The organism is Ruegeria sp. HKCCD3925, assembly GCF_057221175.1.
In genome coordinates, this window is record NZ_JBWVBI010000008.1 from 153,895 (window position 1) to 179,309 (window position 25,415).

The window sequence follows — 25,415 nt, forward strand, 5'->3', positions numbered from 1 at the left end:
CAGAATCTGTCATCAGTCCGGCGTATCCATCAGGCGTCCCAACTATGGAGCTGATGATGCTGACCCTTCTCACCTTCCCCTCTGCCTTTGGCCTGTTCAGCGCCAGCCCATTCTGCGTGAAAACGGCCCTGATGCTTCAAAACGCGGGCCTGCGCTGGCAACGGTCCGATCTGCTGGACCCGCGCAATATGCCACACCAGAAGCTGCCGGTTCTGCGCACGCCTGAACGTCTGATTCCTGACAGCGACCTGATCCGCGACTGGCTTGAGGCTCAGGGGGCCGATTTCGATGCTGGCCTGACTGACCTGCAAAAGGCCCAGTCCCGCGCACTGGTCCGCATGGCCGAGGAACACCTTTACTTTCATGTCGTGCAGGACCGTTGGGCCAATGATGAGGTTTGGCCAATCCTGCGCGATACATTCTTTACCGTCATTCCCGCACTGATCCGCAAGCCGGTTTCGAATTCGATCCGGAAATCCGTTCTCAAGGGGCTCGCGTTTCAAGGTGTATCCCGCTTTTCGCCCGTCGAACGACAAGACCGGCTGGAGCGCGACTTTGAGGCGATCTCGGCCTATCTTTGGCAATCGCCTTATCTGATGGGAGAGAAACCTACCTCGGCGGACATGAGCGTCGGTCCAATGCTGGCGGCGATGCGCGCGACACCATCAGACACCCCCCTGACCCGTCGGATTAAACAAGATAAGCTGCTCAACAGATATATCGACCGAATGGAGCAGGCGATCCCGCTATCATGACAGCCTTTGAGGACAAAAAAGTCGCTGCAGCCTATGAGGCGCTTCCGGAAGAGACGCGCAATGGGGCACTAGCGCTGCGCGAGTTGATCTTCGAAACTGCGGCCTCGCTGCCACGCGCTCAGCCTCTGGAAGAAGCGTTGCGGTGGGGCCAGCCCGCCTATCTGGCGCCCAAAGGCTCGACGATTCGTTTGGGCGGACACAAGGCGGCTTGCTTTGCGTTGTTCGTACACTGCCAAAGCCGACTGATGGGGGATTTTACTTCCGCCTTTCCTGGAGAGGATCGGATCGACGGCAATCGCGCGATTCTGTTCGACCGGCCCGATCAGATTGATCCTACGCGCCATGGCTGGCTGATTGCGCGCGCGCTTACTTATCATCTCTGACGGCGTTTGCGTTCGACCTTGCGCTTGATCTTGTCCTTCTTGCGCTTGGTGCTGGCGGCCTTGCGCCGCGTTCCGCGCTTGGCGGGGCCACGGCCGCGCGGCAGCGCTTGATCATCGATGGACAACAACTCCAATTCCAATCCGCCCGTCACCGGCGTCGCCTCGGTCAACCGCACCGTGACACGCTGGCCAATGGCGATGATCAGCCCGGTGTCCGAGCCCATCAGCGTCCCGGCCTCTCGGTCGAAATGGAAAAACTCTCGCCCCAGCGAACGCACTGGAACCAGACCGTCCGCTCCGGTCTCGTCCATCTTCACGAAGGCACCGAACCGGGCAATACCGCTGATCCGGCCAGAAAACTCATTGCCGACCCGCTCGCTGAGATAGGCCGCCAGATAGCGATCAGTCGTATCGCGCTCGGCCATCATCGAGCGGCGCTCGGTATCCGAGATATGGGTCGCCGTTTCTTCCAACCGTGCAATCTCATCCTCGGTCAAACCGTCCTTGCCCCAGCCATGGGCTGAGATCAGCGCGCGATGCACGATCAGATCAGCATAGCGCCGGATGGGAGAAGTGAAATGCGCATAGTTCCGCAGAGCCAGCCCAAAATGGCCGAAATTTTCGGGGTTGTAATAGGCCTGCGCCATCGACCGCAGGGTCGTCAGGTTGATCAGCTCTGCATCCTCGGTACCAGCGGCGGCGTTCAGCAGCGCGTTCAGATGTCGGGTCTGCAATACCTGCCCTTTGGCGAGGTTTAATCCCGCCGCCTGCGCCGTCTCTCTCAGGCTTTCCAGCTTTTCGGGCGCGGGCTCTTCGTGGACGCGGAACAGCAGCGGGCGGCGTTTGGTGATCAGGGTCTCGGCAGCGGCGACATTGGCGAGGATCATGAATTCCTCGATCAGCTTATGCGCATCCAGCCGGTCACGGAACGCGACGCTGGTCACCTCACCCGCATCGCTGAGTACGATTTTGCGCTCAGGCAGGTCCAGTTCCAACGGCTGCCGCATGGTACGTGCCTTTTTCAGCGCAGCATACGCGGCATAAAGCGGATTCAGCACCGTATCCAACAGCGGCCCGGTGCGGTCGTTCGGGTTGCCGTCGATCGCCTCCTGCACCTCGTTATAATTCAGCGAGGCGGCAGAGCGCATCAGGCCGCGCACGAACCGGTGGCCGATCTTGTTGCCTTCGGCATCAATCTGCATCCGCACGGCAATACAAGCGCGCGGTACGCCTTCGTGCAGGGAACACAGATCGCCGGACAGGCGATCCGGCAGCATCGGCACTACGCGGTCCGGGAAGTAACTGGAGTTGCCCCGCTTGCGTGCCTCGCGATCCAGCGCCGTACCGGGTTTCACATAGGCGGCGACGTCAGCGATGGCGACCCAGATCACATGGCCACCCGGGTTCTTGGGATCGTCATCGGCATGGGCATAGCAGGCGTCGTCGTGGTCCCGTGCATCCGCAGGATCGATGGTCAGCAACGGCATATCCCGCAGGTCTTCACGCCCTTTCAGTCCAACGGGTTTGGCCTTGTCGGCTTCTTCGATTACCTTGTCCGGGAAATCGTCGGGAATACCGTGTTGGTGGATGGCGATCAACGAGACAGCCTTGGGCGCGGTCGGATCGCCGAGCCTTTCAACAATGCGCGCGCGTGGCAGGCCCATGCGGTTCTTGGGTCCGGCCTGCTCGGCCTCGACCAGCTCACCGTCCTTGGCCCCCAGAACGGCCCCGTCCGCGACCAGCCATTCTGTCTGACCAGCCTTGTCGATGGGCACGATCCGCCCGCCTTCGGCCCCTTTGCGGAAAATGCCGACGATCTTGCGCGGGTTGGTGCCGATGCGGCGGATCAAGCGGGCTTCGTAATTGTGATCTTCCTCATGCACCACGGTCAGGCGGGCCAGAATGCGGTCACCCTCACCCAGCGCCGGATCGCTGGCACGCGTTACGAGCAGAACGATGGGCTCGACCCCCTCTCCGTGCCATTCCAACGGGCGCGCAAACAGGTCGCCATCTACGTTCGGGGCCTTCACCTGCAACACGCTGACCGGCGGCAGACGATCCGGATCGCGATAGCTGCGGTTGCGTTTTTCCAGATGGCCGTCGGCCTCAAGTTCTTTCAGGATACGCTTCAGATCGATCCGATCCGCGCCTTTGATGCCAAAAGCCTTGGCGATATCACGTTTCGAGGTCAGGGTAGGGTTCGCCGAGATCCAGTCGAGGACCTCTTGCTTGGTCGGAATGCGTGTCATGAGTTTGGCCTAGCACGGGCATGCGACCGCGTCATGGTCAAAAAGCGGTGCCTCATGTCAGCCGTGCAGATCGGCCACGGTATCCACATCGCGCAGATTATCCAGCAACGCTACTCGGCACCCGCGAACCGAATTCAGTGTGTCTTCCAACGCGTGTTCCGTTGACCAGCGCACATCGCGGAATAACCCTGAGGGCAGCGCCCCATAGCGCTGCGCACCGACCAGCCAATAGCCGCCATCCGGGGCGGGCCCGAACACCATCTCAGCCCGGCCCAACGCGCGAAAAGCCCGCGCAATGTGACCCCGTGTGATGCCCGGAATATCCGCACCGATCAGGCACACCGGGCCATCGGGAGCACCGCGCAACATCCGCCCCATGCGGTCGCCCAGATCTCCGCGCCCCTGAGGCTTCCGGGGTAAATCAACAGGCCAGACCCGACTGTTCATTCCCTCCCTATCCGGAGAGACCGCCAGTACAATCTGCCAGCGCGGATCACGCAGACGCCGGATCAGAGATCGCGTTTGATGCCGAAACCACCAAGCAGCCCCAACCATGCCGATATTGCGCCCCAAACGGGTCTTGACCCGCCCTGGACGTGGCTCTTTCACCATGATGACCAGCGTTTTCTGCATGGATCAGGCGAAGTAATCCGTCAGAATACGGGTGTAGATCGCCTTGAGTTGATGAATTTGCGCCACTTCGACACATTCATCGACCTGATGCATGGTGTGCCCGACCAGACCAAACTCGACCACCGGGCAATGATCTTTGATGAAGCGGGCATCCGAGGTCCCGCCGGTGGTCGAAAGCTCGGGGCGGATATTTGTTTCTGCTTCGACAGCGCAAGCTACCAGATCAGACAATGCCCCCGGAGGGGTCAGAAAGCTTTCACCCGAAATCTTGATCCGGGTCTCGACATCGACGCCGAACGCCTCGGCAACGGCGGCTGCCTCGGATTGCAACCAATCGCTCAAACTGGCCCCGGAATGCAGGTCATTGAACCGGATGTTCACTGTCCCAGAACATTGCGCCGGTATCACATTTGTCGCCGGATTACCGGTGTCGATCGTGACAACCGCCAAGGTCGAGGCGTCAAAGTGGTCTGTCCCCAGATCCAGTTCGTGGCTGGCCAGCCGATCCATCAGCCGCGCCATCGCGGGCACCGGGTTCTTTGCCCGATGCGGATAGGCCGAATGCCCCTGCACTCCGGTCACAGTGAACCACGCGGTCATCGAGCCGCGCCGACCGATCTTCATCATTTCGCCCATCGTGTTCGGACAGGTGGGTTCGCCCACCAGACAAACCGACATCCGCTCATCCGTTGCGGCCATGTGATCCAGTAAAGCAACAGTGCCATCCAGTGCGTCGCCTTCTTCATCACCTGTGATCGTCAGGATCACCGCCCCATCCGGGGGCGTGTCACGCACAAAATCGATAGCCGCTGCCGCAAATGCTGCCACGCCCGATTTCATATCCGTCGCGCCCCTGCCGTACATCACCCCGTCCCGGACCTCAGCGCCGAAAGGGGGCATGGTCCAGGCCGCCTCATCCCCTACCGGAACTACATCCGTATGCCCGTTAAAGCCAAAGCTGCATGCATGACCCTTCTGCCCCCATCGGGCGAAGAGGTTGCAGATTCCACCACGATCTACGCGAGTGCAATAAAATCCGACCTCCTCCAGCACTTGCTGCAGCAAGACCAAAGCCCCGCCTTCATCGGGTGTGACCGATGGGCAACGGATCAGATTTGCTGTCAGCTCAACTGGATCGGTCATATTGGGCCTCTTGTCCTTAGGGGTGCCTGTGTTCGTGCACAGATTCAACGAATTGCCCGGATTGCCAACCCCGAATAGTCGAATTCCGAGACCGAATGCCCAAGCGGCTTGATTTTGCACCCCAACAAAACATGAGCGTTGACCCAGCGGCTGCCTTGCCGCGCTGCCCTTAAGTGAGTTAGAGGGCCGCGAAACAGGTGATTCCACATGAAGCGTGTCTTCTTCGCATTGATCTGCCTGACTTTCGCGACTCTTGCGCAGCAAAGCCAGGCCCAGTCTCTTACGGTTACAACGGTAACCCGTCCTCCGTTCTCATTTGTCGAGGACGGTGCCCAGACCGGTTTCTCGATGGATCTTCTGGCGGCACTGTCTGAATCGCTAGGCTGGAAATACTCGATCAACCGCGTCGAGACATTTGGAGAAATGTTGGGCGCGGTTCAGGATGGCTCTGCCGATCTGGCGATCGCTAATATATCGATCACCGCCTTGCGCGAAACCCGAATGGATTTCACACAACCGATATTTGAGGCCGGATTACAGATCATGGTCCCGTCAGAGGCCGCTCGCCAGCCATCGCTGTTGCACGCTTTGCTGTCTCGGGAATTGTTCATCGCCATCGGGCTGGCCTTTGCGATCCTGCTTGGTGGCGGCATGCTGATGTGGAGTTTTGAGAAACGCGCGCAGCCCTACTTTGATCGCAAATTGAATGAGGCGTGGTTCCCGTCGTTCTGGTGGGCCCTCAACCTGGTGGTGAACGGTGGCTTTGAAGAGCGGATGCCGCGCACCCCGTTTGGCCGCCTGTTGGGTGTAGTACTGGTGGTGTCATCCCTATTCATCGTCTCCGTTTTCACGGCCCGGATCACCTCGGTGATGACGGTGGACGCAATCACCGGCAGCGTCAATTCGGTCAACGACCTTTACGGCAAACAGGTCGGGACGATTTCCGATTCAACCGCCGCCAGTTTTCTGAACCGGCGCGAGATCGACTATACCGGCTATGGCGATCTGCAGGACATGTTGAACGCGTTTGAGAATAAGGATTTGGATGCGGTCGTTTTCGACGCTCCGATCCTGTCCTATTATGCAAGCCACGAAGGGCGCAGAATGGCGACAATGACCGGGGGCATCTTCCTGCGTGAAAACTATGGGATCGCATTTCCAACCGGATCGCCATTGGTCGAAGACGTCAATCAGGCGCTGCTGTCCCTGCGCGAAGACGGCACCTATGACGAAATCTATCGCAAGTGGTTCGGGGTAAGAAACTAAGCAGTTTCCTCGTCGCCGAAGAATGGCGTCATCTGTGCCACGATAACCGCGTTTTCATCCAGCGCCCGTTGCATCAATGCCCGCTCATCCGGATCGATATCATGTCCTTGCGCCTCACGCTCGGCCAGGGTGCCATAGCCGGTGACATCCAGCGGTGCAGTATCGGCCTGCTTCAGGATCGCTACTGTCTCGCGCACGGCTTCGGCCTCGTCCACGCCGCTGGCAAAACACATCAACGCCGCCCCGGTCGCGCCTTCGGGCAGGCCGTCGCCATCTTTGCGACCGATCTGAACCAACAACGTATAGACTTGCTGGCGCGAAGGTTTTTTCTGCTTTTCCATAGTGCCCGCAATACGCTGGCCCGATGGCACGGTCAACTCAGTCGCAGGTGCTGTCGTGTAGGTGGTCCAACAGCATCTGCGCTGCCACGCGCTGCGTGTCGCGCCATTCCGCCCGGGGTCGCAATGGCATCACAGCATCCGTATTGAAATAAATTGCGGACATACCCGCTGCCACGGCTTGGACCCCTTGCATATTGGCAGCAGGCAGTTCGTTCATGATTTCAGCAGCGATCCTTGCCTCGAAGTCATAGACAAACCCAAGCAAGGGTTCTCGCAAATCCGCGTGTCTTTCTGAGGCTGCGACCAAAGCGGCAAAAACCGCAGCACTTTCCGAAGAATAGGTGCCGCGTCCGAACAAAGCGTCCAGCATCGCTGCAACCCGACTAGCGCACGGCAGAGTGTCGAAGAGCGCCTCAACCTGATCCGCGAAGACTTTCAGGACGTGATCCAGCAGCTTGCGAACCATCTCATCCCGGTTGCCCAGATAGTGGCGCAGCAATGGCCGCCCGACGCCTGCCTCTTCTGATATGCGCGCCAGGGTCGAGCCATCCAGCCCGTACCGCGCGACACAACGCATAAATGCGTTCAGGATTTGCTCGGATCTGGCGTCTTTCATACTGGGACGGGGCATCAGAATCCGTTCGCAACTGGTGGAAAAACATCCGCCAGAACGTAGAGAACGCCCAAAACGATCCACAAACCCGTCAGCGACCAGAACAGTGCCGGATCTGTCGCGCGGTTTATCGGTTCGATCAAGAAGGCCTGCCCCGAGCGCACCGCCAAGAGCCCCCAAAATATGAACAACAGACCCCAAAGGCCGTAATACCCGGCGAAGGTCGAGACAAGAAGCGCCGCCAGAATTAGCAGTGTCATCCACCTTTGATTCCTCAGGGTTTGAATAAAAGTCATCCTGCCTCCAAGCGGGTTCAGAAAAATCTTAAGGTGAAATCTGGACATTCGAAGGTTTATTGTCAATATTGATGATTATCATTTTTGACAATAAACGGACTCAACAATGCCGCCTGACGCACTTCCGGATCAACCCAAGCAACAACTGCCGCGTGAGGCATATGTCTCGGACAGTTGGTATGAGGCCGAACAGAAAACCCTGTTCAGCAAGTGCTGGAGTTTTGCCGGCGTGACTATGGATTTCACCGAACCCGGCGATTTCAGGACGATTCAGGCCGGGGCCTACGCTCTGATCGTCATACGGGACGCAAATGGCGACTTGCGCGCCTTCCACAACCAATGCCGCCATCGCGGAACCGAGTTGTTGGAAGGTTGCGGCAACGCAGGCAAGACCATTGTCTGCCCTTATCACAACTGGGTCTACAATCTGGATGGCGCATTGCGCGGAGTACCAGCCCAGCGCGAGTGCTTTCCGGATCTGGACAAGAAGGCAACCGCGTTGTTCGGTGCCTCAGTCGGTGTCTTCCGCAACCTTGTTTTTGTTCACCCAGAACCGGATCAAAGCTTTGACGCGTGGCTTGGCGATCTGGCTCAAATACCTTGGCCTCATGATCTGGCATCAAGCGAGCTACAAGAGAACCCCGACGACGTGGTCTATGAGATCAACTGCAATTGGAAGGTCTTCTTTGAAAATGCAATCGACGGCTATCATCTGGCCTATCTGCACAAAGACACGTTGGGCGGGCCAACCCATGACAAGAATCTTTGGGAGGTTTTTGGCCACAACATGGTCTGGTGGTCGACCGAGCGCGAAGGCGTCAAACATCGTATCCCTCAGTTTGTTGAAAACTCGGCCAAAGGGTCCGGCCTGAAAACGGTACGGAATGCCGAAACGCCGGGCTATGGTGGGGTCTACATGCTGTTTCCGACCACGATCCTGACGCCAAACCCCTGGGGGTTTTCGATATCGACCATGGAACCGGTCGACGCCAACACAACTCTGCTGCGGGTCAGAAACTGGTCGCCTAAAGGCTGGTTCACCTATACGCATCGCGCGGCGGACATACCCGGATACGACCCGGAATCCGGTCGGATCAAATCCTCTCACTGGACCCTGCACCCACTGGAGACGGGGGATTTTCAGACCGAGGATGTCTGGGTGTGCGAAAAGATGCAGCGCGCCCTTCAATCGCCCCGATATCAAGTCGGCCCTCTGGCCAAAGGGGCCGGAGGTGAGGCGGCGATTGATTTCTTTCAGCAAACAGTGCTGGAGTTCATGCCAAAATAAGAAAGGCCGCAGAGCATGCACTCTGCGGCCTATTCAAACTGAAACGAGGGGATCAGTCGCGCAGTAGCTCATTGATCCCAGTTTTCGAACGGGTCTTTTCATCGACGCGTTTCACGATGACCGCGCAATACAGGCTTACATTGTTCTTGGACGGCATCGAGCCCGCAACAACCACCGAATAGGGCGGAACCTCGCCATACATGACTTCACCGGTTTCGCGGTCCACGATCTTGGTGGATTTACCGATGAATACGCCCATGCCCAGAACCGAACCCTCGCGGACGATGCAGCCTTCGACCACTTCCGAACGCGCACCGATAAAGCAGTTGTCCTCGATAATGGTCGGACCGGCCTGCATCGGCTCCAGTACGCCTCCAATGCCGACGCCGCCCGACAAGTGCACGTTCTTGCCGATCTGCGCGCAGGAACCAACGGTGGCCCAGGTATCAACCATCGTGCCTTCATCGACATAAGCGCCAAGGTTCACGAACGAGGGCATCAGCACCACACCAGGTGCGACATAGGCCGACTTGCGGACCACACAGTTTGGCACGGCGCGGAACCCTGCCGCGCGCCACTGGTTCTCTCCCCAGCCGGCGAACTTGCTGTCGACCTTATCCCACCAGCCGCCGTCTTGCGGGCCTCCGGTCTGGATTTCCATGTCCTTGATGCGAAACCCCAGCAGAACTGCTTTTTTCGCCCACTGGTTCACGTGCCAATCACCACTGTCGAGCTTTTCAGCCACCCGCAGCGAACCGCTGTCCAGCGCGCTCAGCGTGTCTTCGATTGCTTCTCGTTGCTCGCCGGTGGTCGCAGGGGTGATTGTGTCACGTACTTCCCAGGCGGCTTCGATGGCGGCTTCCAGTTGCGCATTGGACATGGGGCGTCTCCCTAGAGAATCTGTTCACGTTGATGTGGCCTATACGCAAGCGAGACCCATGGCGCAATGCGACGCGGATACCTCGGTTTGCGTCAATCTTCGGTAAGTGCGCTGAGTGCGGCAAACATATCCCGGTCATTTTGGGTTCCGGCATTGGGTGCAGTCAGCAACACATCGCCGTAGAAAACCGAATTTGCGCCAGCCAGAAAGCACAAAGCCTGCTCGGCAGTTGAAAAGTCCGACCGTCCTGCCGACAAGCGCACCCGTGTTTGCGGCATGGCGATCCGCGCGGTCGCAACCATGCGCACCAGATCAAAAATGCCTACTTTTTCTAGATGCGCCAGCGGCGTGCCTTTGATCGGGATCAGCGCGTTTATCGGTACGCTTTCGGGATGCGGGTCAAAATTCGCAAGGACCTGCAACAGCGAGGCACGATCCCGCAGGCTTTCACCCATACCGATAATGCCGCCGCAGCACAGATCAATACCTTCGTCCCGGCAATAGCTGAGGGTCTCCAAACGATCCTGATAGGTACGAGTTCCAATAATCTCGCCATAGAATTCCGGCGAAGTATCCAGGTTATGATTGTACGCGGTAAGTCCCGCCTCGGCCAATCGTTTGGCCTGATGTGGCTTGAGCATGCCCAGGGTGACGCAAGCCTCCATGCCCAGATCACGCACGCCCCGCACCATGTCCAGCACATTGTCGAATTCTTCGCCGTCGCGCACCTGACGCCATGCAGCACCCATGCAAAACCGTTCAGCCCCCGCATCGCGCGCCCGTTTGGCAAGCGAGATGACATGCGCAGGGTTCATGAGCTTTTCCTTGGTCAGCTCGACCTCGCGATGATGAGCGGATTGCGGGCAATAGGCGCAATCCTCGGGACAGCTTCCGGTTTTTATCGACAGCAGGCTGGCTTTTTGGATGTCGTTTGGATCGTGATATGTCCGGTGAACTACATTTGCGCGACCTACCAGATCCAACAGTGGGAGGCGCATCAGCGCCTCCACTTCATCCACGGTCCAATCGCTGCGGATATCTTGCCCGGTATCAAGCATCTGGCTGCGGCCCACGGATTTTCTGCATCAGACCCGTCGGCAGGCCAATCACGAGAACGGATGCCAATGCAATCTTCACGAGATCACCCAGAATGAAAGGGCTGAAACCGTAAACCAGAACCTTGTCTGCAGGCACGAACTGAGCCAACCAACCCAGACCCAGCGCATAGATCGCTGCAAGTCCAGCCAGCATCGCCGGAACCAGAAACAGCTTGCGCAGATTGTCCGCGGCCCATCCAACCATGACCGAGGCGACCACGAAACCCAGCAAATAACCTCCGGTTCCGCCCATCATATAGGCCAGCCCGATGCCTTTTTCGGGCGTTCCGGCAAACACCGGCAAACCCACTGCCCCGGCAACCATGTAACCGATCACGGTTGCAGAACCGAGACGCAGCCCAAATGCCGCGGCGATAGCCATGACAGCGGCGACTTGAAGGGTCATGGGCACAGGCCAAAATGGCACCTGGACTTTTGCACTGGCGGTCAAAAGAAGAATACCCATCACGATACGAAGGATCTGACCCGCTGGGGTTATTGCTCCGGCGGCCGGAAGGGTGGATTGCAGAGTGGCTTTCATCGTCTTTCTCTTTTTATAGATAATATTTGATAGATTCGAAAGTGATCATCATTTTTATCTATTATAAATCAAGCCAAATCTTCTGAGGAGGCACAGATTGTCGTTTCAAAGGCAGAAAGTATCAGCTTGCACGACGGACATGGCGCACAAGTATCGAAGTTGCGGCGGAAACGTCTTTACTCTTAAGCGCCTGAATGATCGCAGCGTGATCCGTATCGACGCGCTGCACCCATTTGGGCCGCCAATGTGCAAACAAGTGCCTGGCACTGGCAATGTGCAGGTCATCGACAGCATGCAAAAGACGGGGCAACCCGCAAGGTGTCAGGATGGCACGATGAAAGACCCTGTTCCGCGCCTCCCATTGAGGCATGTTTTCAGCCTGATCACATGCCTTTCGCGCATCATCAGCCACTTTCAGAGCAGCTGGCGTCATATTTTGCACGGAATGCTGCATCGCCAGCGTTTCCAGCGCGACACGCATTTCGATCACTTCACGCACTTCGGCAGGGTCCAACGCGGTGACGCGCATGCCCTTTCGCGGTTCGCTTTTGGCCAATCCATGCGCCTCAAGCCGCAGCAGTGCTTCGCGCACCGGCACATGGCTGGTCTCAAAGTCGCGCGCGATATGGTCCTGACGCAGCTTTTCACCGGCAGGAAGATCGCCGGTGATGATTTTCTGGCTCAGGGCATTATAGATTGTGTCGGCAATGGTTGCGGTCATGAATTATAGATAAAATCCATGAACAACATCTACAAGCCGTATTCTCAACCCGTTAGCGGATCTGGCGCGATGTTCCCGCCGCAAATCAGCACTGCGACACGCTCACCCGGCTCCGGCTGGTAAGCGCCCGAAATCAGTGCGGCAAGCGCAGCAGCCCCTGCTGGTTCAACCAGTATTCGATGCGTCTGCCACAGAGTATTCTGGGCTTGCGCTATCGCATCATCAGAAACCAGAACCGAACTCATACCTTGGGCCAGCCCAAAGCAAATCTCACCAATTCTCCGTGCGCCCAGTGCGTTCGCTGCAATGCCCGAAACGGAAACATCAACCGGTTCGCCCGCAGCCAACGCCGCATTCAGCGCGCAAGAGGTTTCCGGTTCGACCGCCACGACTTTGCGCGCACCCTGAAACCATGCCAAAGCTCCGGCAATCAGCCCACCGCCGCCCACGGCCACCAATACTGTGTCCGCCTGCAAGCCCTGCGCGTCCCATTCAGCAAAACATGTCCCTTGCCCTGCCACCGTCGCTGGCGCATCATAGGCGTGGATTTGCATGGCGCCGGTGCTTTCCTCATGCGCCTTCGCCATGGTCAGTGCATTGGCGTATTCACCCGAAACAACACTCAGATCAGCCCCGATCCGCTTGATCAGCGCAATCTTGGAGGGACCTGCAAGTTCGGGCACAAAAATCTTCGCTGGGTAGCTCAGTGATTGCGCGGCATAAGCCGCTGCCGCACCGTGGTTGCCACCGGAAGCCGCCACGACGCCTGCCGCAGGCACATCCATGCTGAGCAGGGTATTGAACGCTCCGCGCGCTTTGAAGCTGCCGGTGTGCTGCATATGTTCAAGTTTCATTTCAACCGGATAGCCCGGAATTTGGCTTTCCATCACTGGCGTGACATGTGCGTGTCCGGCAATGCGGTCCCGCGCTGCCAATATTTCACTTTTCCAATCCATTCTTGTCTTTCCGTGACTGGCACTCTGCCCGCGAACCCTATAGCTGTTTTGGAAACACGCAAGCAGGGAACCCCGCATATGAGAGAAGATCGCCTCAGCCCCTTTCGCGACGCACAGACCGACCGCTCGACCGCAAGCGAGGTACCAGATACCCCGCAGACGCGGTCTTCGGCCTATCGCCTTGCCTTCGCTGATGATGACTTCCTGTGCCGGGATGAGCTGCGCCCCGTACGACTGCAGCTGGAGCTGCTGAAGCCCGAGATGATCATGACAGAGCGTGAGATCACCTCGACCATCGTCATGTTCGGTGGCGCGCGCATTCCGGAACCCGCTCAGAAACACACGGCGCGGACCGAGACCTTGGCCGGGCTGTCGAAATACTACGATGAAGCGCGTGAGTTTGCGCGGCTGATGACCGAGAAGTCAAATCAGACAGGCTGCCGCGAAAATGTGATCGTCACCGGTGGCGGCCCCGGCGTGATGGAGGCGGGTAACCGTGGTGCACAGGATGCGGGCGGGTGTTCGATCGGCCTGAACATCGTGCTTCCGCACGAGCAGGCTCCGAACCTATACGTGACGCCTGATCTCAGCTTCAATTTCCACTACTTCGCCATCCGTAAGATGCACTTCCTTATGCGCGCTCGCGCCATCACCATCTTCCCCGGCGGCTTCGGCACCATGGATGAGCTCTTCGAATCCCTGACTTTGATCCAGACCGGCCGCATGGACCGCGTCCCTTTCCTGCTGTTCGGGCGTGAGTTCTGGGAAAAGGTTATCAACTGGGAAGCGCTAGCCGATGCGGGCACGATCTCGGACGAGGATCTTGACCTGTTCCGCTTTGTCGACACTGCGCAAGAGGCAGTCGAGATCATCGAGAACTGGGAACCCGCGCCCCCACGCGATGAAATACCGGGGCGCTGAGCCATGAGCCCGAAGACCGGAGAAATGTTGCACCTGCGCGGGAATGCTCTGAACAAAGGCGAGCCTGTGGCCCTGCCGTTGACCCAAAGCAGCATGTACCATCTGCCCGGCGCGCCGGATGGGCATGCCAGCTATGGCCGGGTCGATAACCCGACCTGGGTGCATCTGGAACACGTTCTGTCGCATCTCGAAGATGCACCCTGCCTCAGCTTTCCTTCGGGTATGGGTGCGATTTCGGCGGCCTTGTTTGCGACGGTCCAAGCCGGGTCGCGGCTGCTGATCCCGTCCGACGGGTATTATGTGACGCGCCTTTTGGCTGATCGGTTCCTGTCAAATCTGGGCGTCTCGGTTATCGAACGCCCAACCACCGACTTTGCCGAAGGTGGCTTTGATGAAGTCGATGTTGTGTTTCTGGAAAGCCCCTCGAACCCCGGTCTGGACATGCTTGATCTGCGTGCAATTGCCGAGGCGGTGCGCGAGGCCGGCGGCATCACCATCGCCGACAACACTACGATGACCCCATTGGGCCAGCGCCCACTCGACCTTGGCGTCGATGTGGTTGTGAGTTCAGATACCAAAGCGATGGGTGGGCATTCGGACCTGTTGATGGGTCATTTAGCCAGCCGCGATCCGCAAATCATGGAGCGAGTTGAGGAATGGCGCCGCGTCTCCGGTGCGATCCCGGGGCCAAATGAAGCGTGGTTGCTACATCGGGGTTTGGAGACTCTGGATGTGCGGTTTGATCGGATGTGTAGCTCAGCACAAATACTGGCTGAACGGCTGGCGGCGCACCCGGCCGTGAAACAGATCCGCTATCCCGGACTGACCGATGATCCGGCGCACACATTGGCGACGGCTCAAACCACGCGCTTCGGGTTTCTGCTAAGCATCACGCTTGAGACCGAGAACAAAGCCGAACAGTTCATCAACAGCTGCCCACTGCTGCGTCCGGCTACATCCTTCGGCGGCGTCCACAGTTCGGCCGAGCGGCGCGCCCGTTGGGGGGATGCTGTCGATCCTGCTTTCATCCGCCTGTCCGTGGGGTGCGAACCGGTGGACGAGTTGTGGCAGGCCATCGAGGCCAGTTTAGACGCGATATGACTATTTCTTAGGGTCGCGCAGTTCGGGAAACACGTAGATCGGCAGCACAATACTGCCGATCAGAGCGCCCAACCATACCAGCAAGGTTGCGGCCAACAGATTTGAGATACCGCCAATGGTCAGACCGGATGTGATCAGATCGGTGACCAGAAGGCCAACAAAGGTTACGATCAAGGCAATTCCGCCCTTCAGCGCCGGCGCCTTCTTTTCCCCCAGCTTCAGGATCAGCGGTTCGGCTATCACCTGGACCAGGGTGAACACGACTACCACCACGATGAAGGAAATCGGTCGGATCGCAAACTCTGACAGCAGCAAACTGGCCAAAAGCAGCCCGATGGCGTTCCCAGCCAGCAATGCCAGCACCGATTTGAGCCTGCGCGTCATGGGGTGATCTCCGTCAATGATCAATCTGAAACATCTTAATATTAGCAGAGCTTGACAGATTTACGAGACAATTTAGCCGCCTCTTCTTTTTGACCTGTTGAAATCAATTGATAAAATACCTTCATCAAGGCCAAACCCCACATCGACGAGAGGCAAGATGAGCGACGATCCCTATTCCGTACTTGGCGTCGCCAAAGACGCCAGCGATGCCGAGATCAAGAAAGCCTATCGGAAGATCGCCAAAGAATGCCACCCGGACCTCAAGCCGGGCGATGCCGAGGCAGAGGCCAAGTTCAAAGCCGCTGCTGCTGCTTATGACCTGCTGAAAGACCCCGAGACGCGCAAACGCTACGACAATGGCGAAATTGATGCGTCGGGACAGGAACGTCCGCAGCAGCAGTATTATCGCGAATATGCCGAGGCTGCAGGCAACCCTTATCGCGGTCACGCGGCTGAACAGGACGATATGTCCGACATCTTTGCCGAATTCATGCGCGGGCGGGGTGGATATGGACAGCGCACGCAGGAGTTCCATGCACCGGGCCACAACTTGAACTACTCGCTGCAGATCAGTTTTCTGGACGCCGTTTTCGGAGCCAGCCAGAAATTGACCCTGCCAGATGGGAACCGGATTGAAGTGAAGATACCTGCGGGTATCACGACCGGGCAAACCATCCGCCTGCGTGGCAAAGGGGCCCCGGGGTACGGCGATGGGCCTCCCGGCGATGCGCTTGTGACGATCTCGGTTGCGGATCACCCGGTGTTCGACCGTCAGGGCGATGACATCCACATCACGCTGCCCATCACCATTGATGAGGCCGTTCTGGGTGGCAAGGTTCCCGCCCCCACCATCGACGGTGGCGTCAATGTCAGTGTCCCAGCGGGGACCAGCAGCGGCAAAACCCTGCGCCTGCGTGGCAAAGGAGTCAAGAAACGCGGCTCGTCCGAGCGGGGCGATCAGTTCATAGAACTGACCGTCGCAATGCCAGATAAGGTAGACGATGAATTGAAGCACTTCATGGAGACATGGCGAGAAACCCACGGCTATGATCCGCGCAAAGGAATGCCGTCATGAGCCGCACATTGACCGAAGCCGAACTGATCGACGCCATCACCCGCCTGACTTCGGATCGCCTGACCGAATATCTGGCCGCTGAGATCGTGATCCCCGAGCAATCGGAGCAAGGTCTGCGATATCAGCGTATCGACGTTGCACGTCTGGAACTGGCATGCGAACTGCATGACCAGTACGACATGGAGGCCGATGCACTGTCGATGATGATCTCTCTGATCGACCAGATGCATGGGCTGCGCGCCGAACTGCGCGAGGTTTTGAACGCAGTCGAGGCGCAACCGGAACCGGTTCGCCAACAACTGATCGAAGTGATCGGAACAGCGCGATTCCGTCGCAGTTAACGGGGTTTTGGGAGCCGGGATTTTGGCGTAGAAGGCGCCCTTGATCCTTAGCCCGGTATCCCCATGACCCAGTCCAGATCCGAATTGCTGATGCCTGCGGGCAATCTGCGTAAGTTGAAACTCGCCATCCTCTATGGCGCGGATGCGGTCTATCTGGGCACACCGGATATGTCGCTGCGGACAAAGTCCGAGTTCTCGCTGGAAGAGGTGATAGAGGGGGTCGAGTTCTGCCACAACCATGGCCGGCGCGCGTACCTGACACTGAACCTGTTCTCGCACAATAAGGACATTCCGAAGCTGGACGAATACATCGACACTGTCCGCAAGGTGAAACCTGACGGGCTGATCATCGCCGACCCCGGAGTGTTCCAATACGTCCGCGAACGCGCGCCGGAACTGCCGCTGCATATCTCGACGCAAGCCAATATCTGTTCGTGGTTGTCGGTGAAGTTCTGGCAGGATCAGGGGGCCGAGCTTGTGGTTCTAGCCCGCGAAGTCTCCTATCCCGAACTGGTCGAGATTCGCGAAAAATGCCCGGACATCAAGCTTGAGGCGTTTGTGCACGGGGCCATGTGCATGACCTATTCGGGCCGCTGCCTACTGTCGAACTTCATGGCCGAACGCGGGGCCAATCAGGGCAACTGCGCCAATTCCTGCCGCTGGAACTATGGTTTGAAACTGCGTCTGAAAGACGGAACGCATCAGGAGCTGCGCATTACCGATGAAAACGCCGACCTATTCGAATTCCTGCTGGAAGAAGGCTGTCGCCCCGGTGATTTGATGCCCATCGAAGAGGATGATCGGGGATCCTACATCCTCAATTCCCGCGACCTGTGCATCATGCCCAAGCTGGATGAATACTTGAAGATCGGTGTCGACAGTCTGAAAGTCGAAGGGCGCGGCAAATCGGAGTATTATGCCGCCATCGTCGCGCGCGCCTATCGTATGGCCATCGACGACTATCACGCCGACCCCGAGAACTGGGACCCGAAGCCCTATATGCGTGAACTCGAAACAATCGGGAACCGCGGCTACACGCTGGCTTTCCACGAAGGCCGCCTGACCAATTATGCACATGATTACGAACACACAGCCTCGATTGCGCAGTGGGAATATGCCGGGATCGTCACCGAGGTGACCGAGGATGCCTTTCTGGTCGAGGTGAAAAACAAGCTGGAACCGGGGGATGTATTGGATTTCGTCTCTCCGATTTCGCGCGAGACGGTTCTGCTGCGGGTCTATGACTTTGAACGCGCTCATGATGGGGCGCGGCTGAACGTTGTGCATGGCAGTACCAAAACCATGATCCGCCTTCCCTTCACCCTGTTCGATCACGAGGATATCGACGATCTGCGCGCCCGTTTCCCGGTCTACTCCGTCCTGCGCAAAGAACGTGCCCTGACCGACGAACACTGGAGTCGCATTCGGTTTGACAAGCTGGTGCAGGGGCTGGAAACCTCAGGTCGCGACAACCCTAAGGCCTATACCCGCCGTCGTGACGAGCTGGTCGAGAAAATCGGCGAAGACGGCAATGAGCGCCGCTTCAAAACCAATCGTATCGGAACCGAGGGATGTTGCGGCAAAGGCTGCAACGGCTGTTTGATCTTCTGGCAGGATGAGAAATACGCGCTCGCCCGCGAGGTCCTATCCAAACGCAAACAGGGTGAGCAACTCAGTCGTCAGGAAGCGACTGAGCTGAAGCTGCCTGACCCGGCGGCCTGAAGATCACTCTGCGACACGATACTCTTCGGGTACGTAAAACGTATAGTCCCGGTCCGCGACGGCCTCGTGGCAGACATGGCAGTAATCGACCTCTGACGCGCGAAAGCCCATCGTATCACCGAACAGCGAACCGTCCGGCATCACCATGATATAACGCCAGTCGGCTGTTTCCGGGTTGGTGCCTTCTGGCAGTTTCTCCATCACGAACAGGGCACCGGGATGGATATTGCCCTCATCTGTGACAGTCATACTGTCTTTGGCCAGGACCGAGCCCGCAGGCAGCTCTTCGCCTTCTTGCAATGTGCCGTAATTGTGGGCCATGCGGTTCGCATAGCTGTTGACATAGCGCTGCCCATGCGTGGCCGAGATGTAGGGCGCATCGTTGAACAACGGCCAGTTCTGATAGTTTCGGATCAAGTCCATCTGTGCCGCCGCATAACCCCGCGACATGCGTCGTATCAATGACTGATAGTGTTTCTGCGCTTGCTCCTTGGTCAGATCGGCTGGGTTTTCAATCGCCAAATGCGCATCCTGATCTTTGGTCTGAGCAGATGCCGCGTGGAGAACAAATCCCGAGATCGCCAGAACAGCTGCGATACCCAAGACTTGCCGGTGACTTACAATCATATTGTGGCCTCCCTGACTGATCAGTTCGCCTAAATGCCGCTTTGCTTCAGAAAAATGGTAGCGGCCTTAATTGGTGTTACCAGCACCGCCCCAGCAATCTCACCACCTTGTGTCTGTCGGTGAGTTCCCCATCCAGAGCGGGTCTGCGCCGAAGATACCAAATTTTGAACAAGGAAACAGCACTCAATTCATTAAGTTTTTCGCGCGAAGCCACGGCCCATGCCCTTAACGGTTTAGCCCGGCTTCAGCCTCGATCTGCTTTCGCGATTTCCGGGCCCGTTCGGTGGCCGATTTTAACTGGCCACAGGCCGCCATGATATCCTCACCCCGCGTTTTGCGGATGGGTGAGGCATAGCCCGCCTGATAGATGATGTTCGCAAAGGCGCGGATACGATTGTTCGAGCTGCGCTTGTAGGGCGCGCCCGGCCATTCGTTGAACGGGATCAGGTTGATCTTGGCCGGGATGTTATGGCGCTTGATATGTGCGATCAGGCGATGTGCGTCTTCGTCGCTGTCGTTCACGCCATCCAGCATCACGTATTCGAACGTGATCCGTTCAGAATTCGACGCGTTGGGATAGCTGGCCAACGCCTGCAGCAGTTCCTCGATATTCCAGCGCTTGTTGATCGGAACAAGTACGTCGCGAGTTTCATCAGTGGTAGCGTGGAACGAGATCGCCAACAGGCATCCAATTTCTTCAGCCGTGCGCGCGATCTCGGGTACCACACCCGAGGTCGACAGCGTGATGCGGCGACGGGACAGAGAAATCCCTTCGGGGTCCATCGCGATCTTCATTGCGTCACGGACGTTTTCAAAGTTGTAAAGCGGCTCGCCCATACCCATCAGCACGATATTCGACAACAGCCGTGTCTCGTCCTTGGGGGCACCGGGTGTCGGCCATTCCTCAAGATCGTCCCGCGCCATCATGACCTGCCCGACAATTTCGGCCGCTGTCAGGTTGCGCACCAATTTCTGCGTGCCCGTGTGGCAGAAGGAGCAGGTCAGAGTACAGCCCACCTGAGATGAAATGCATAGAGTTCCGCGATCATCTTCAGGGATATAGACAACCTCAACCTCATGCCCGCCCGCGATGCGGCACAGATACTTGCGGGTGCCGTCCTCTGAAACCTGACGGGTCACGACTTCGGGGATTTCGATTACGAACTGCTCGGCCAGTTGCGTGCGATAGGCCTTGGCCAGATTGGTCATCTCACCAAAATCACGCACACCCCATTGGTAGATCCATTGCCAAATCTGCCCTGTGCGCATCTTCGCCTGCTTTTCGGGCGTGCCGTGTTCAATTAGCGCCTCACGCAATTGATCGCGGGTCAAACCGACAAGGTTCATCTTCCCGTCGGGCAGTTTGCGGGGGATGGTCATGACGTCTTGAGTGATCGGCGCTTTGGGCGACATTGGCGTATCTCGGTGGATTCTGGCTTGGGATGCGCCTCTATATAGGAACACACGTAAAGATCAAAAGAATTCGTGCTTCAATTTGCGTAACGCAACAATTCGTCAACCCGCGCCCGGCCAAGGTCAACCCGACAGGCTGTGATGGCGATCCCCGTACCCGATCCTCCGCCGAACGAAGCACCTACCGCTTCGCACTGCGCATCGCGATAGGCCACCCACGCGTTTTGCGAGGCCTCCAGCGCAGGCACAGCCACGACCCGTCCGGTGACCTCGTCCAGTTCTTGTGCGGAGCCGAGCGCTAGCGAATAGCTGGAGTCTATCGCAGCGTTTACCCGCAATTCCATATCCGAAACACAAGATCCAATTTCCACCTGCGAAGCGGCGTCAATACACTCCATAGTTGGATCCGCACTTGCGGATATCGGAAACATCAAAAAAACAAACGCCCATCGCATCCATCAATCCTCCAGACAGAGATATCTGTCTATCACAGATCAAGATGCGCGCCCAATCAAGATGGGCCACTAAAGCAGAAACTTAAGCGGCCCATTGTTGTTAGTTTACTGCGGGCGGGATGTAGCAATCTTCTGCATCCAGGGTCTTTACGGGATCTTCCGGACCACATTGCTCACCCGTTATCGGATAGGTTTCCGATCCTTTCTCACAACCTGCAAGGATCACCGCAGACGCCATCAAGAGCACTGCCAGGTTTTTGCTTAAGTTCATTGCCGACTCCTCAACAAATTCTGAACTAATTAGTTCAGAAAACGGGGACGCAGGCTTTGACACGGATCAAGAAACACCGCTCTACGTGGCGTAAATTTCTGAAAACACACTGGATCGGACCAAACAAATAAAACCCCGCCGGAAAGCGGGGTTTCGGAATTTGATCTGCTTGTGGCTTAGTTCGTGCAGCGCGTTTCCGCGTCTTCAATCGCGGCCGTAAAGCCCAGCAACGAGAAGGTGTCCTTGGTCTGCGTACCACGTTCCGAACGGGCGGTCAGCACCGCCTCACTTCCGCGCTTCATCGCTGTGACGATCTTGGCATCGTCCGAGGCGGTCGCAGGCCATGCCCACTCACCATCGGTGAACAGCTCGAACTCGCTGCCATCGACAACCAGATTGACAGTAGAACCAGACGCAAACGGATAGCCGCCGGTAAAGGTCACCTGCCCTTTAACCTCGGCATTCGGGCGATAGAACACAAACAGCAGGATATCGCTGCGCCGAACGGAAACGACCCGGCCACCGCGTGTGTTCACGGTCTCTTTCGGGGCAGATACGCTCCAGCATTCGGTTGGGTCGTCCTCGACAAACACGCTCCAGTCCGTTTTTGCAGCGACGCGATTGGTACTGGTCGCCTGCTGCGCAATTGCCGTTGTCGCCATTCCTGCCATGCACAGGCCCGCGATCACGCGGACGAGCTTTAATCCCATCGGTTCAGCCTCCTAGCCCGACCTATTACCTCATACCCATCGGAAATACGTGCGAACTCTGCCGGTTCGTCTGTTCAGTTGCGTATTCCGATGATTGTCGACATACACACACTAACGCAGGTTTCGCCACAGGCGAAAGAGCGATTGGCAGATTTTTGCGCATGATTGATGGGGTGGACATGACACAAGCCGTACCGATGACAGAACTCTGGCGCGGGTCACTGTTGGAAAGCCTGCATATGGGCCATGCAGTGATCTGTGACGATAGTGGTCAGATCGTGCGCAGCTGGGGTGATCCAAACGCGGTGATCTATCCCCGTTCCTCGGCCAAAATGATCCAGGCCCTGCCGCTGATCACCTCGGGAGCAGCTGCAAAATACGGTTTGAACAGCGAACATCTGGCCTTGGCCTGTGCTTCACATAACGGGGCGCATATCCATACTGACCGCGTGTCCGCATGGCTCGATCATCTCGGTCTGTCCGAGCCCGATCTGCGCTGCGGCCCACAGGAACCTGCCGACATGGCGGCCCGCGACGGGTTGATTCTTGCGGACGATACACCCTGCCAGATTCACAACAATTGCTCAGGCAAGCACTGCGGCTTCCTTACTTTGGCGCAGCATATGGGGGCCGGGCCGGAATACTTGGAAATAGATCATCCTGTTCAGCAGGCCTGCCTGTCTGCCATCGAAGAAACCACAAGCGAAACCAGTCCCACCTACGGAATCGACGGGTGCTCCGCCCCAAATTTTGCGACATCACTGGTAGGGCTTGCGCGATCAATGGCTTGGTTTGCCTCTGCCGCAGACCGTTCGGACCGCTCCAGCGAAGCAGCGGTGCAGCTCACAGAAGCGATGGTGAAACATCCCGAACTTGTCGCAGGTGAAACTCGCGCTTGTACCGAGTTGATGCGAGCGATGAACGGGCGCGTTGCAATCAAGACAGGGGCCGAGGCCGTCTTTGTTGCCATCATCCCTGAACAGCGAATGGGCGTTGCGCTTAAAATCACTGACGGCACTACCCGCGCCAGCGAATGCGCCATTGCCGCGATTCTAGTGCATTTAGGTGTGCTAGAGGCCGATCACCCGGCCACTCGCAAATTCATGAATGCCACACAGTATAGCCGTCGTGGGCTGGAATGCGGCGCTATCAAACCTGCACCGGGCTTCCCCGGCTGAGGATTACATCTCGATCTCGTGGACCTCGGCCACCTCGACCGAACCCGAGCCGTTCACAACCATCGGGCAGCCCTTGGCCATCTCGGTTGCGGCGTCAATGCTATCAGCCTTGACCACCGTGAAACCCGAGGCCGGGTTTGCACCACCATTGTCTTCGATCCCACCACTGCTGACCGTGTAGGACTGGCCTACAGGATTTCCCGGAATCTCTAATGAGCCGCCGATTTCCTGAAACCAAGCGCCCCAAGCGGCCATGGTCGCCTCGATCTCGGCGGGATCGGTTGGGGTGTGACCCCCGTGATAAACAAACAAATATTGGGGCATATCGCTCCTCCCTGATGAAAACCTATTTGCAAAGTGCTTCGAGTTTGCGCAGCGACGATGTCCAGCCTTCGTTGTGGTTCGTGGCCGACTCGGCATCGACAAGTTCACGGTGATCAACCACCAGCCGTGATCCGCTGTTGGTCGCGGTAACCGAAAAGGTCACATGGCTTTCCGCACCGCGCTGGTCCTGATCGTCATGCCAAGCCCACGTAAATCCAACAGATTTTGGTCGATCGATATGGGTAACGTGACCCGAGACTTTGAACTGCTGACCCTCGCCATTCTGCATAACCGAATACCAGGGACCAATGCGCGAAAAGTCGAGATCATGTTCCGGTACATGCAACCCTTCGGGCCCCCACCACTGCAGAAGTTTCGCACCATCGCTGACCCATGCGAACAGGACCTCGGGACTAACGGGAAAATCTCGTTCCAGTTTCAGGTCGGCCATGAATTTTCCCTTTCAATAAGCTCTTCCAAACGGTCGAGGCTGCTTTCCCAGAAATGTCGTTTCGAAATCGTCCATTCGGCTATCGCGCGCAGACCCTCGGGCTGCAGCGAATACATCCGTTGCGTGCCGTGTACCCGCTGCTGCACCAACCCAGCCTCGCGCAAAACCTTCAAATGGCGCGAGATCGCGGCCCCTGACATGCCCTTGCCTTCTATCAAATTACCGACGGGCAGTTCGCCTTCGTCCATCAGTTGCTCGACAATCGAGAACCGAGTGGCATCAGACAAAGCGGAGAATGTGACCAGAAGCGTATTCATGGCTTTATTTAACACAATAGTTAAATTAAAGGAAGCCCCTTAGAGGCCTTGAAATTCTGACCTGCCATAACCCTGCAGATACAACAACGCTGTCAGATCGCCGTGATTTATGCGGACATCACATTCGGCAGCGACCGAAGGCTTGGCGTGCAACGCGACACCCGTCCCCGCCCGACCCAACATTCCCAGATCATTCGCTCCATCGCCAACGGCAATCACGTCAACCTCGGAGATACCTAGGCGTGTTGTGATCTGCTCCAATGCCTCTATTTTGGCCTGTCGCCCAAGAATGGGCCGCTTCACGTCGCCGGTAAGCTTGCCATCCTCAGCCAGCAATGTATTCGCCCGGTTCTCATCAAACCCAAGCTCTTCGGCGACCTTAGCCGTAAAAGCCGTGAACCCACCCGAGACCAGCGCTGCATAGACCCCATTCGCGCGCATCGTGGCAAGTAACGCCTTGCCGCCGGGCATCAGCGTGATCCGTTCATTCAGAACCTTGCCGATCACGCTTTCATCCAGCCCTTTCAATAAGCCCACACGCTCAGTCAGTGCACCTTCGAAATCCAGCTCGCCGTTCATTGCACGCGCGGTGATATCCTTGACCCGATCACCGACACCAGCCTCATCAGCCAGTTCATCGATGCATTCCTGTTGGATCATGGTGCTGTCCATATCGGCCAGCAGCATCTTTTTCCGGCGACCGTCAGCTTTTTGCACGACCAGGTCCACGCCCATCTCTTGCAACTCGCCCCAAACGTCCCAGCGATTGTCGGGAATTTCTGGCAGGGAAAACTCGGCCGCCTCATCGAGGCTCAGCCAGTTCGCATCACCCCCGCCCCATGCATTCCGCAACGGCTCAACCAGCGTCGCCTCTAAAGAAGGGGCCGCAGGGTTGGTCAGCAGAGTAGCTACATACATGTCAGGCCTCCGATTAGCGCACCTGCGGGATATCGCAGGTGCAGC

General features: G+C 57.5%; 31 protein-coding genes. 10 read left to right on the forward strand and 21 right to left on the reverse strand.

Features of this window, described 5'->3' with window-relative positions; genetic code table 11:
• The first annotated feature begins 56 nt into the window (after positions 1–56).
• Together AC2TEM_RS18640 and AC2TEM_RS18645 are read left to right on the forward strand one after the other, a co-directional pair.
• The gene (locus tag AC2TEM_RS18640; protein WP_480856352.1) at positions 57–755 is read left to right on the forward strand and encodes a glutathione S-transferase family protein; all 699 of its coding nucleotides are present in this window, start codon (positions 57–59) and stop codon (positions 753–755) included.
• Positions 752–1,138, forward strand: a complete 387-nt coding sequence (locus tag AC2TEM_RS18645; protein ID WP_170406797.1) for a DUF1801 domain-containing protein — start codon at positions 752–754, stop codon at positions 1,136–1,138. The genes AC2TEM_RS18640 and AC2TEM_RS18645 overlap by 4 nt, the downstream gene beginning before the upstream one ends.
• Here the strand turns inward: AC2TEM_RS18645 and rnr are convergent.
• From rnr to dapE, 3 genes are read right to left on the reverse strand one after another with little or no spacing between them, the layout of a single operon-like run.
• Positions 1,129–3,387 (reverse strand): ribonuclease R, encoded by a 2,259-nt coding sequence (gene rnr, locus AC2TEM_RS18650; RefSeq protein WP_170425916.1) that lies wholly within the window; start codon positions 3,385–3,387, stop codon positions 1,129–1,131. The two genes, AC2TEM_RS18645 and rnr, sit on opposite strands and share 10 nt — an antisense overlap.
• A 57-nt stretch (positions 3,388–3,444) precedes the next feature.
• Positions 3,445–4,020 (reverse strand): TIGR04282 family arsenosugar biosynthesis glycosyltransferase, encoded by a 576-nt coding sequence (locus tag AC2TEM_RS18655; protein ID WP_480856353.1) that lies wholly within the window; start codon positions 4,018–4,020, stop codon positions 3,445–3,447.
• Positions 4,021–4,023: 3 nt separating this feature from the next.
• Positions 4,024–5,163, reverse strand: coding sequence for a succinyl-diaminopimelate desuccinylase (dapE, locus tag AC2TEM_RS18660; protein WP_480562281.1), 1,140 nt, complete (start codon positions 5,161–5,163; stop codon positions 4,024–4,026).
• A 207-nt stretch (positions 5,164–5,370) separates the two neighbouring features.
• Between dapE and AC2TEM_RS18665 the strand changes: the two genes are divergently transcribed.
• A complete protein-coding gene (locus tag AC2TEM_RS18665) occupies positions 5,371–6,429 on the forward strand; it encodes a transporter substrate-binding domain-containing protein (protein ID WP_170514903.1) in 1,059 nt (352 codons plus the stop codon).
• On the opposite strand, the gene AC2TEM_RS18670 is transcribed toward AC2TEM_RS18665, so the two are convergent.
• The 3 genes from AC2TEM_RS18670 to AC2TEM_RS18680 are packed head-to-tail and all read right to left on the reverse strand — an operon-like array spanning position 6,426 to position 7,643.
• Complete coding sequence (locus AC2TEM_RS18670; RefSeq protein WP_170399025.1) at positions 6,426–6,770, reverse strand: hypothetical protein; 345 nt, start codon at positions 6,768–6,770, stop codon at positions 6,426–6,428. The genes AC2TEM_RS18665 and AC2TEM_RS18670 overlap by 4 nt on opposite strands.
• Before the next feature lie 37 nt (positions 6,771–6,807).
• On the reverse strand, positions 6,808–7,401 hold the full coding sequence (locus AC2TEM_RS18675; protein ID WP_480567966.1) for a TetR/AcrR family transcriptional regulator: 594 nt from the start codon (positions 7,399–7,401) through the stop codon (positions 6,808–6,810).
• A complete protein-coding gene (locus AC2TEM_RS18680) occupies positions 7,401–7,643 on the reverse strand; it encodes a hypothetical protein (RefSeq protein WP_480856354.1) in 243 nt (80 codons plus the stop codon). Before AC2TEM_RS18680 ends, AC2TEM_RS18675 begins: the two co-directional genes overlap by 1 nt.
• A gap of 142 nt (positions 7,644–7,785) precedes the next feature.
• Here AC2TEM_RS18680 and AC2TEM_RS18685 point away from each other — a divergent pair, with 142 nt between their 5' ends.
• Positions 7,786–8,967, forward strand: coding sequence for an aromatic ring-hydroxylating oxygenase subunit alpha (locus AC2TEM_RS18685; RefSeq protein WP_170399033.1), 1,182 nt, complete (start codon positions 7,786–7,788; stop codon positions 8,965–8,967).
• 52 nt (positions 8,968–9,019) lie between these two features.
• Here the strand turns inward: AC2TEM_RS18685 and dapD are convergent, their stop codons facing one another.
• The 5 genes from dapD to AC2TEM_RS18710 form a co-directional block, all read right to left on the reverse strand.
• A complete protein-coding gene (gene dapD / locus AC2TEM_RS18690) occupies positions 9,020–9,847 on the reverse strand; it encodes a 2,3,4,5-tetrahydropyridine-2,6-dicarboxylate N-succinyltransferase (RefSeq protein ID WP_170399035.1) in 828 nt (275 codons plus the stop codon).
• A 92-nt stretch (positions 9,848–9,939) separates the two neighbouring features.
• Positions 9,940–10,905 (reverse strand): biotin synthase BioB, encoded by a 966-nt coding sequence (gene bioB / locus AC2TEM_RS18695; RefSeq protein ID WP_170425926.1) that lies wholly within the window; start codon positions 10,903–10,905, stop codon positions 9,940–9,942.
• Positions 10,898–11,485 carry a biotin transporter BioY gene (locus tag AC2TEM_RS18700; protein WP_170425928.1) on the reverse strand — a complete coding sequence of 196 codons (588 nt, stop codon included), beginning with the start codon at positions 11,483–11,485 and terminating at the stop codon, positions 10,898–10,900. Before AC2TEM_RS18700 ends, bioB begins: the two co-directional genes overlap by 8 nt.
• 121 nt (positions 11,486–11,606) lie before the next feature.
• Entirely contained in the window at positions 11,607–12,206 is a 600-nt protein-coding gene (locus AC2TEM_RS18705) for a GntR family transcriptional regulator (protein ID WP_480856355.1), read from the reverse strand.
• Positions 12,207–12,250: 44 nt separating this feature from the next.
• Complete coding sequence (locus tag AC2TEM_RS18710; protein WP_170425932.1) at positions 12,251–13,162, reverse strand: threonine/serine dehydratase; 912 nt, start codon at positions 13,160–13,162, stop codon at positions 12,251–12,253.
• A 78-nt stretch (positions 13,163–13,240) separates the two neighbouring features.
• Here AC2TEM_RS18710 and AC2TEM_RS18715 point away from each other — a divergent pair, with 78 nt between their 5' ends.
• On the forward strand, positions 13,241–14,083 hold the full coding sequence (locus AC2TEM_RS18715; protein WP_170399048.1) for an LOG family protein: 843 nt from the start codon (positions 13,241–13,243) through the stop codon (positions 14,081–14,083).
• A 3-nt stretch (positions 14,084–14,086) separates the two neighbouring features.
• Positions 14,087–15,184, forward strand: coding sequence for a cystathionine gamma-lyase (locus AC2TEM_RS18720; RefSeq protein WP_480762960.1), 1,098 nt, complete (start codon positions 14,087–14,089; stop codon positions 15,182–15,184).
• On the opposite strand, the gene AC2TEM_RS18725 is transcribed toward AC2TEM_RS18720, so the two are convergent.
• The gene (locus AC2TEM_RS18725) at positions 15,185–15,568 is read right to left on the reverse strand and encodes a hypothetical protein (RefSeq protein WP_170399056.1); all 384 of its coding nucleotides are present in this window, start codon (positions 15,566–15,568) and stop codon (positions 15,185–15,187) included.
• A 157-nt stretch (positions 15,569–15,725) separates the two neighbouring features.
• Between AC2TEM_RS18725 and AC2TEM_RS18730 the strand changes: the two genes are divergently transcribed.
• The 3 genes from AC2TEM_RS18730 (at position 15,726) to AC2TEM_RS18740 (ending at position 18,706) form a co-directional block, all read left to right on the forward strand.
• Positions 15,726–16,643: a DnaJ C-terminal domain-containing protein gene (locus AC2TEM_RS18730; RefSeq protein WP_170399059.1), complete on the forward strand. Its 918-nt coding sequence runs from the start codon at positions 15,726–15,728 to the stop codon at positions 16,641–16,643.
• On the forward strand, positions 16,640–16,984 hold the full coding sequence (locus AC2TEM_RS18735; RefSeq protein WP_170611369.1) for a hypothetical protein: 345 nt from the start codon (positions 16,640–16,642) through the stop codon (positions 16,982–16,984). The genes AC2TEM_RS18730 and AC2TEM_RS18735 overlap by 4 nt, the downstream gene beginning before the upstream one ends.
• 63 nt (positions 16,985–17,047) lie before the next feature.
• Entirely contained in the window at positions 17,048–18,706 is a 1,659-nt protein-coding gene (locus tag AC2TEM_RS18740) for a U32 family peptidase (protein WP_170425938.1), read from the forward strand.
• A gap of 3 nt (positions 18,707–18,709) precedes the next feature.
• Here the strand turns inward: AC2TEM_RS18740 and AC2TEM_RS18745 are convergent, their stop codons facing one another.
• The 5 genes from AC2TEM_RS18745 to AC2TEM_RS18765 all read right to left on the reverse strand — a co-directional run bounded on the left by AC2TEM_RS18745 (position 18,710) and on the right by AC2TEM_RS18765 (position 22,182).
• A complete protein-coding gene (locus AC2TEM_RS18745; protein WP_170425939.1) occupies positions 18,710–19,333 on the reverse strand; it encodes a cytochrome P460 family protein in 624 nt (207 codons plus the stop codon).
• 225 nt (positions 19,334–19,558) lie between these two features.
• Complete coding sequence (gene rlmN / locus AC2TEM_RS18750; protein WP_170425941.1) at positions 19,559–20,746, reverse strand: dual-specificity RNA methyltransferase RlmN; 1,188 nt, start codon at positions 20,744–20,746, stop codon at positions 19,559–19,561.
• 77 nt (positions 20,747–20,823) lie between these two features.
• The gene (locus AC2TEM_RS18755) at positions 20,824–21,144 is read right to left on the reverse strand and encodes a lysozyme inhibitor LprI family protein (protein WP_170425943.1); all 321 of its coding nucleotides are present in this window, start codon (positions 21,142–21,144) and stop codon (positions 20,824–20,826) included.
• Positions 21,145–21,301: 157 nt separating this feature from the next.
• Positions 21,302–21,472 carry a hypothetical protein gene (locus AC2TEM_RS18760; RefSeq protein ID WP_170399076.1) on the reverse strand — a complete coding sequence of 57 codons (171 nt, stop codon included), beginning with the start codon at positions 21,470–21,472 and terminating at the stop codon, positions 21,302–21,304.
• A gap of 176 nt (positions 21,473–21,648) precedes the next feature.
• Positions 21,649–22,182 (reverse strand): invasion associated locus B family protein, encoded by a 534-nt coding sequence (locus AC2TEM_RS18765; RefSeq protein WP_170399079.1) that lies wholly within the window; start codon positions 22,180–22,182, stop codon positions 21,649–21,651.
• A 179-nt stretch (positions 22,183–22,361) separates the two neighbouring features.
• On the opposite strand from AC2TEM_RS18765, the gene AC2TEM_RS18770 reads away from it, so the two are divergent.
• The gene (locus tag AC2TEM_RS18770; protein ID WP_170425945.1) at positions 22,362–23,360 is read left to right on the forward strand and encodes an asparaginase; all 999 of its coding nucleotides are present in this window, start codon (positions 22,362–22,364) and stop codon (positions 23,358–23,360) included.
• 3 nt (positions 23,361–23,363) lie between these two features.
• Here AC2TEM_RS18770 and AC2TEM_RS18775 read toward each other — a convergent pair whose 3' ends face one another.
• Genes AC2TEM_RS18775 through serB form a run of 4 tightly spaced genes read right to left on the reverse strand, consistent with a single transcriptional unit; the run spans position 23,364 to position 25,370 of the window.
• Entirely contained in the window at positions 23,364–23,684 is a 321-nt protein-coding gene (locus AC2TEM_RS18775; RefSeq protein WP_170399083.1) for a YciI family protein, read from the reverse strand.
• Between the two features lie 22 nt (positions 23,685–23,706).
• Positions 23,707–24,135, reverse strand: a complete 429-nt coding sequence (locus AC2TEM_RS18780; protein WP_170399086.1) for an SRPBCC family protein — start codon at positions 24,133–24,135, stop codon at positions 23,707–23,709.
• On the reverse strand, positions 24,123–24,452 hold the full coding sequence (locus AC2TEM_RS18785; RefSeq protein WP_170425947.1) for a metalloregulator ArsR/SmtB family transcription factor: 330 nt from the start codon (positions 24,450–24,452) through the stop codon (positions 24,123–24,125). Before AC2TEM_RS18785 ends, AC2TEM_RS18780 begins: the two co-directional genes overlap by 13 nt.
• 39 nt (positions 24,453–24,491) lie before the next feature.
• On the reverse strand, positions 24,492–25,370 hold the full coding sequence (serB, locus tag AC2TEM_RS18790; RefSeq protein ID WP_170425949.1) for a phosphoserine phosphatase SerB: 879 nt from the start codon (positions 25,368–25,370) through the stop codon (positions 24,492–24,494).
• Positions 25,371–25,415 lie beyond the last annotated feature (45 nt).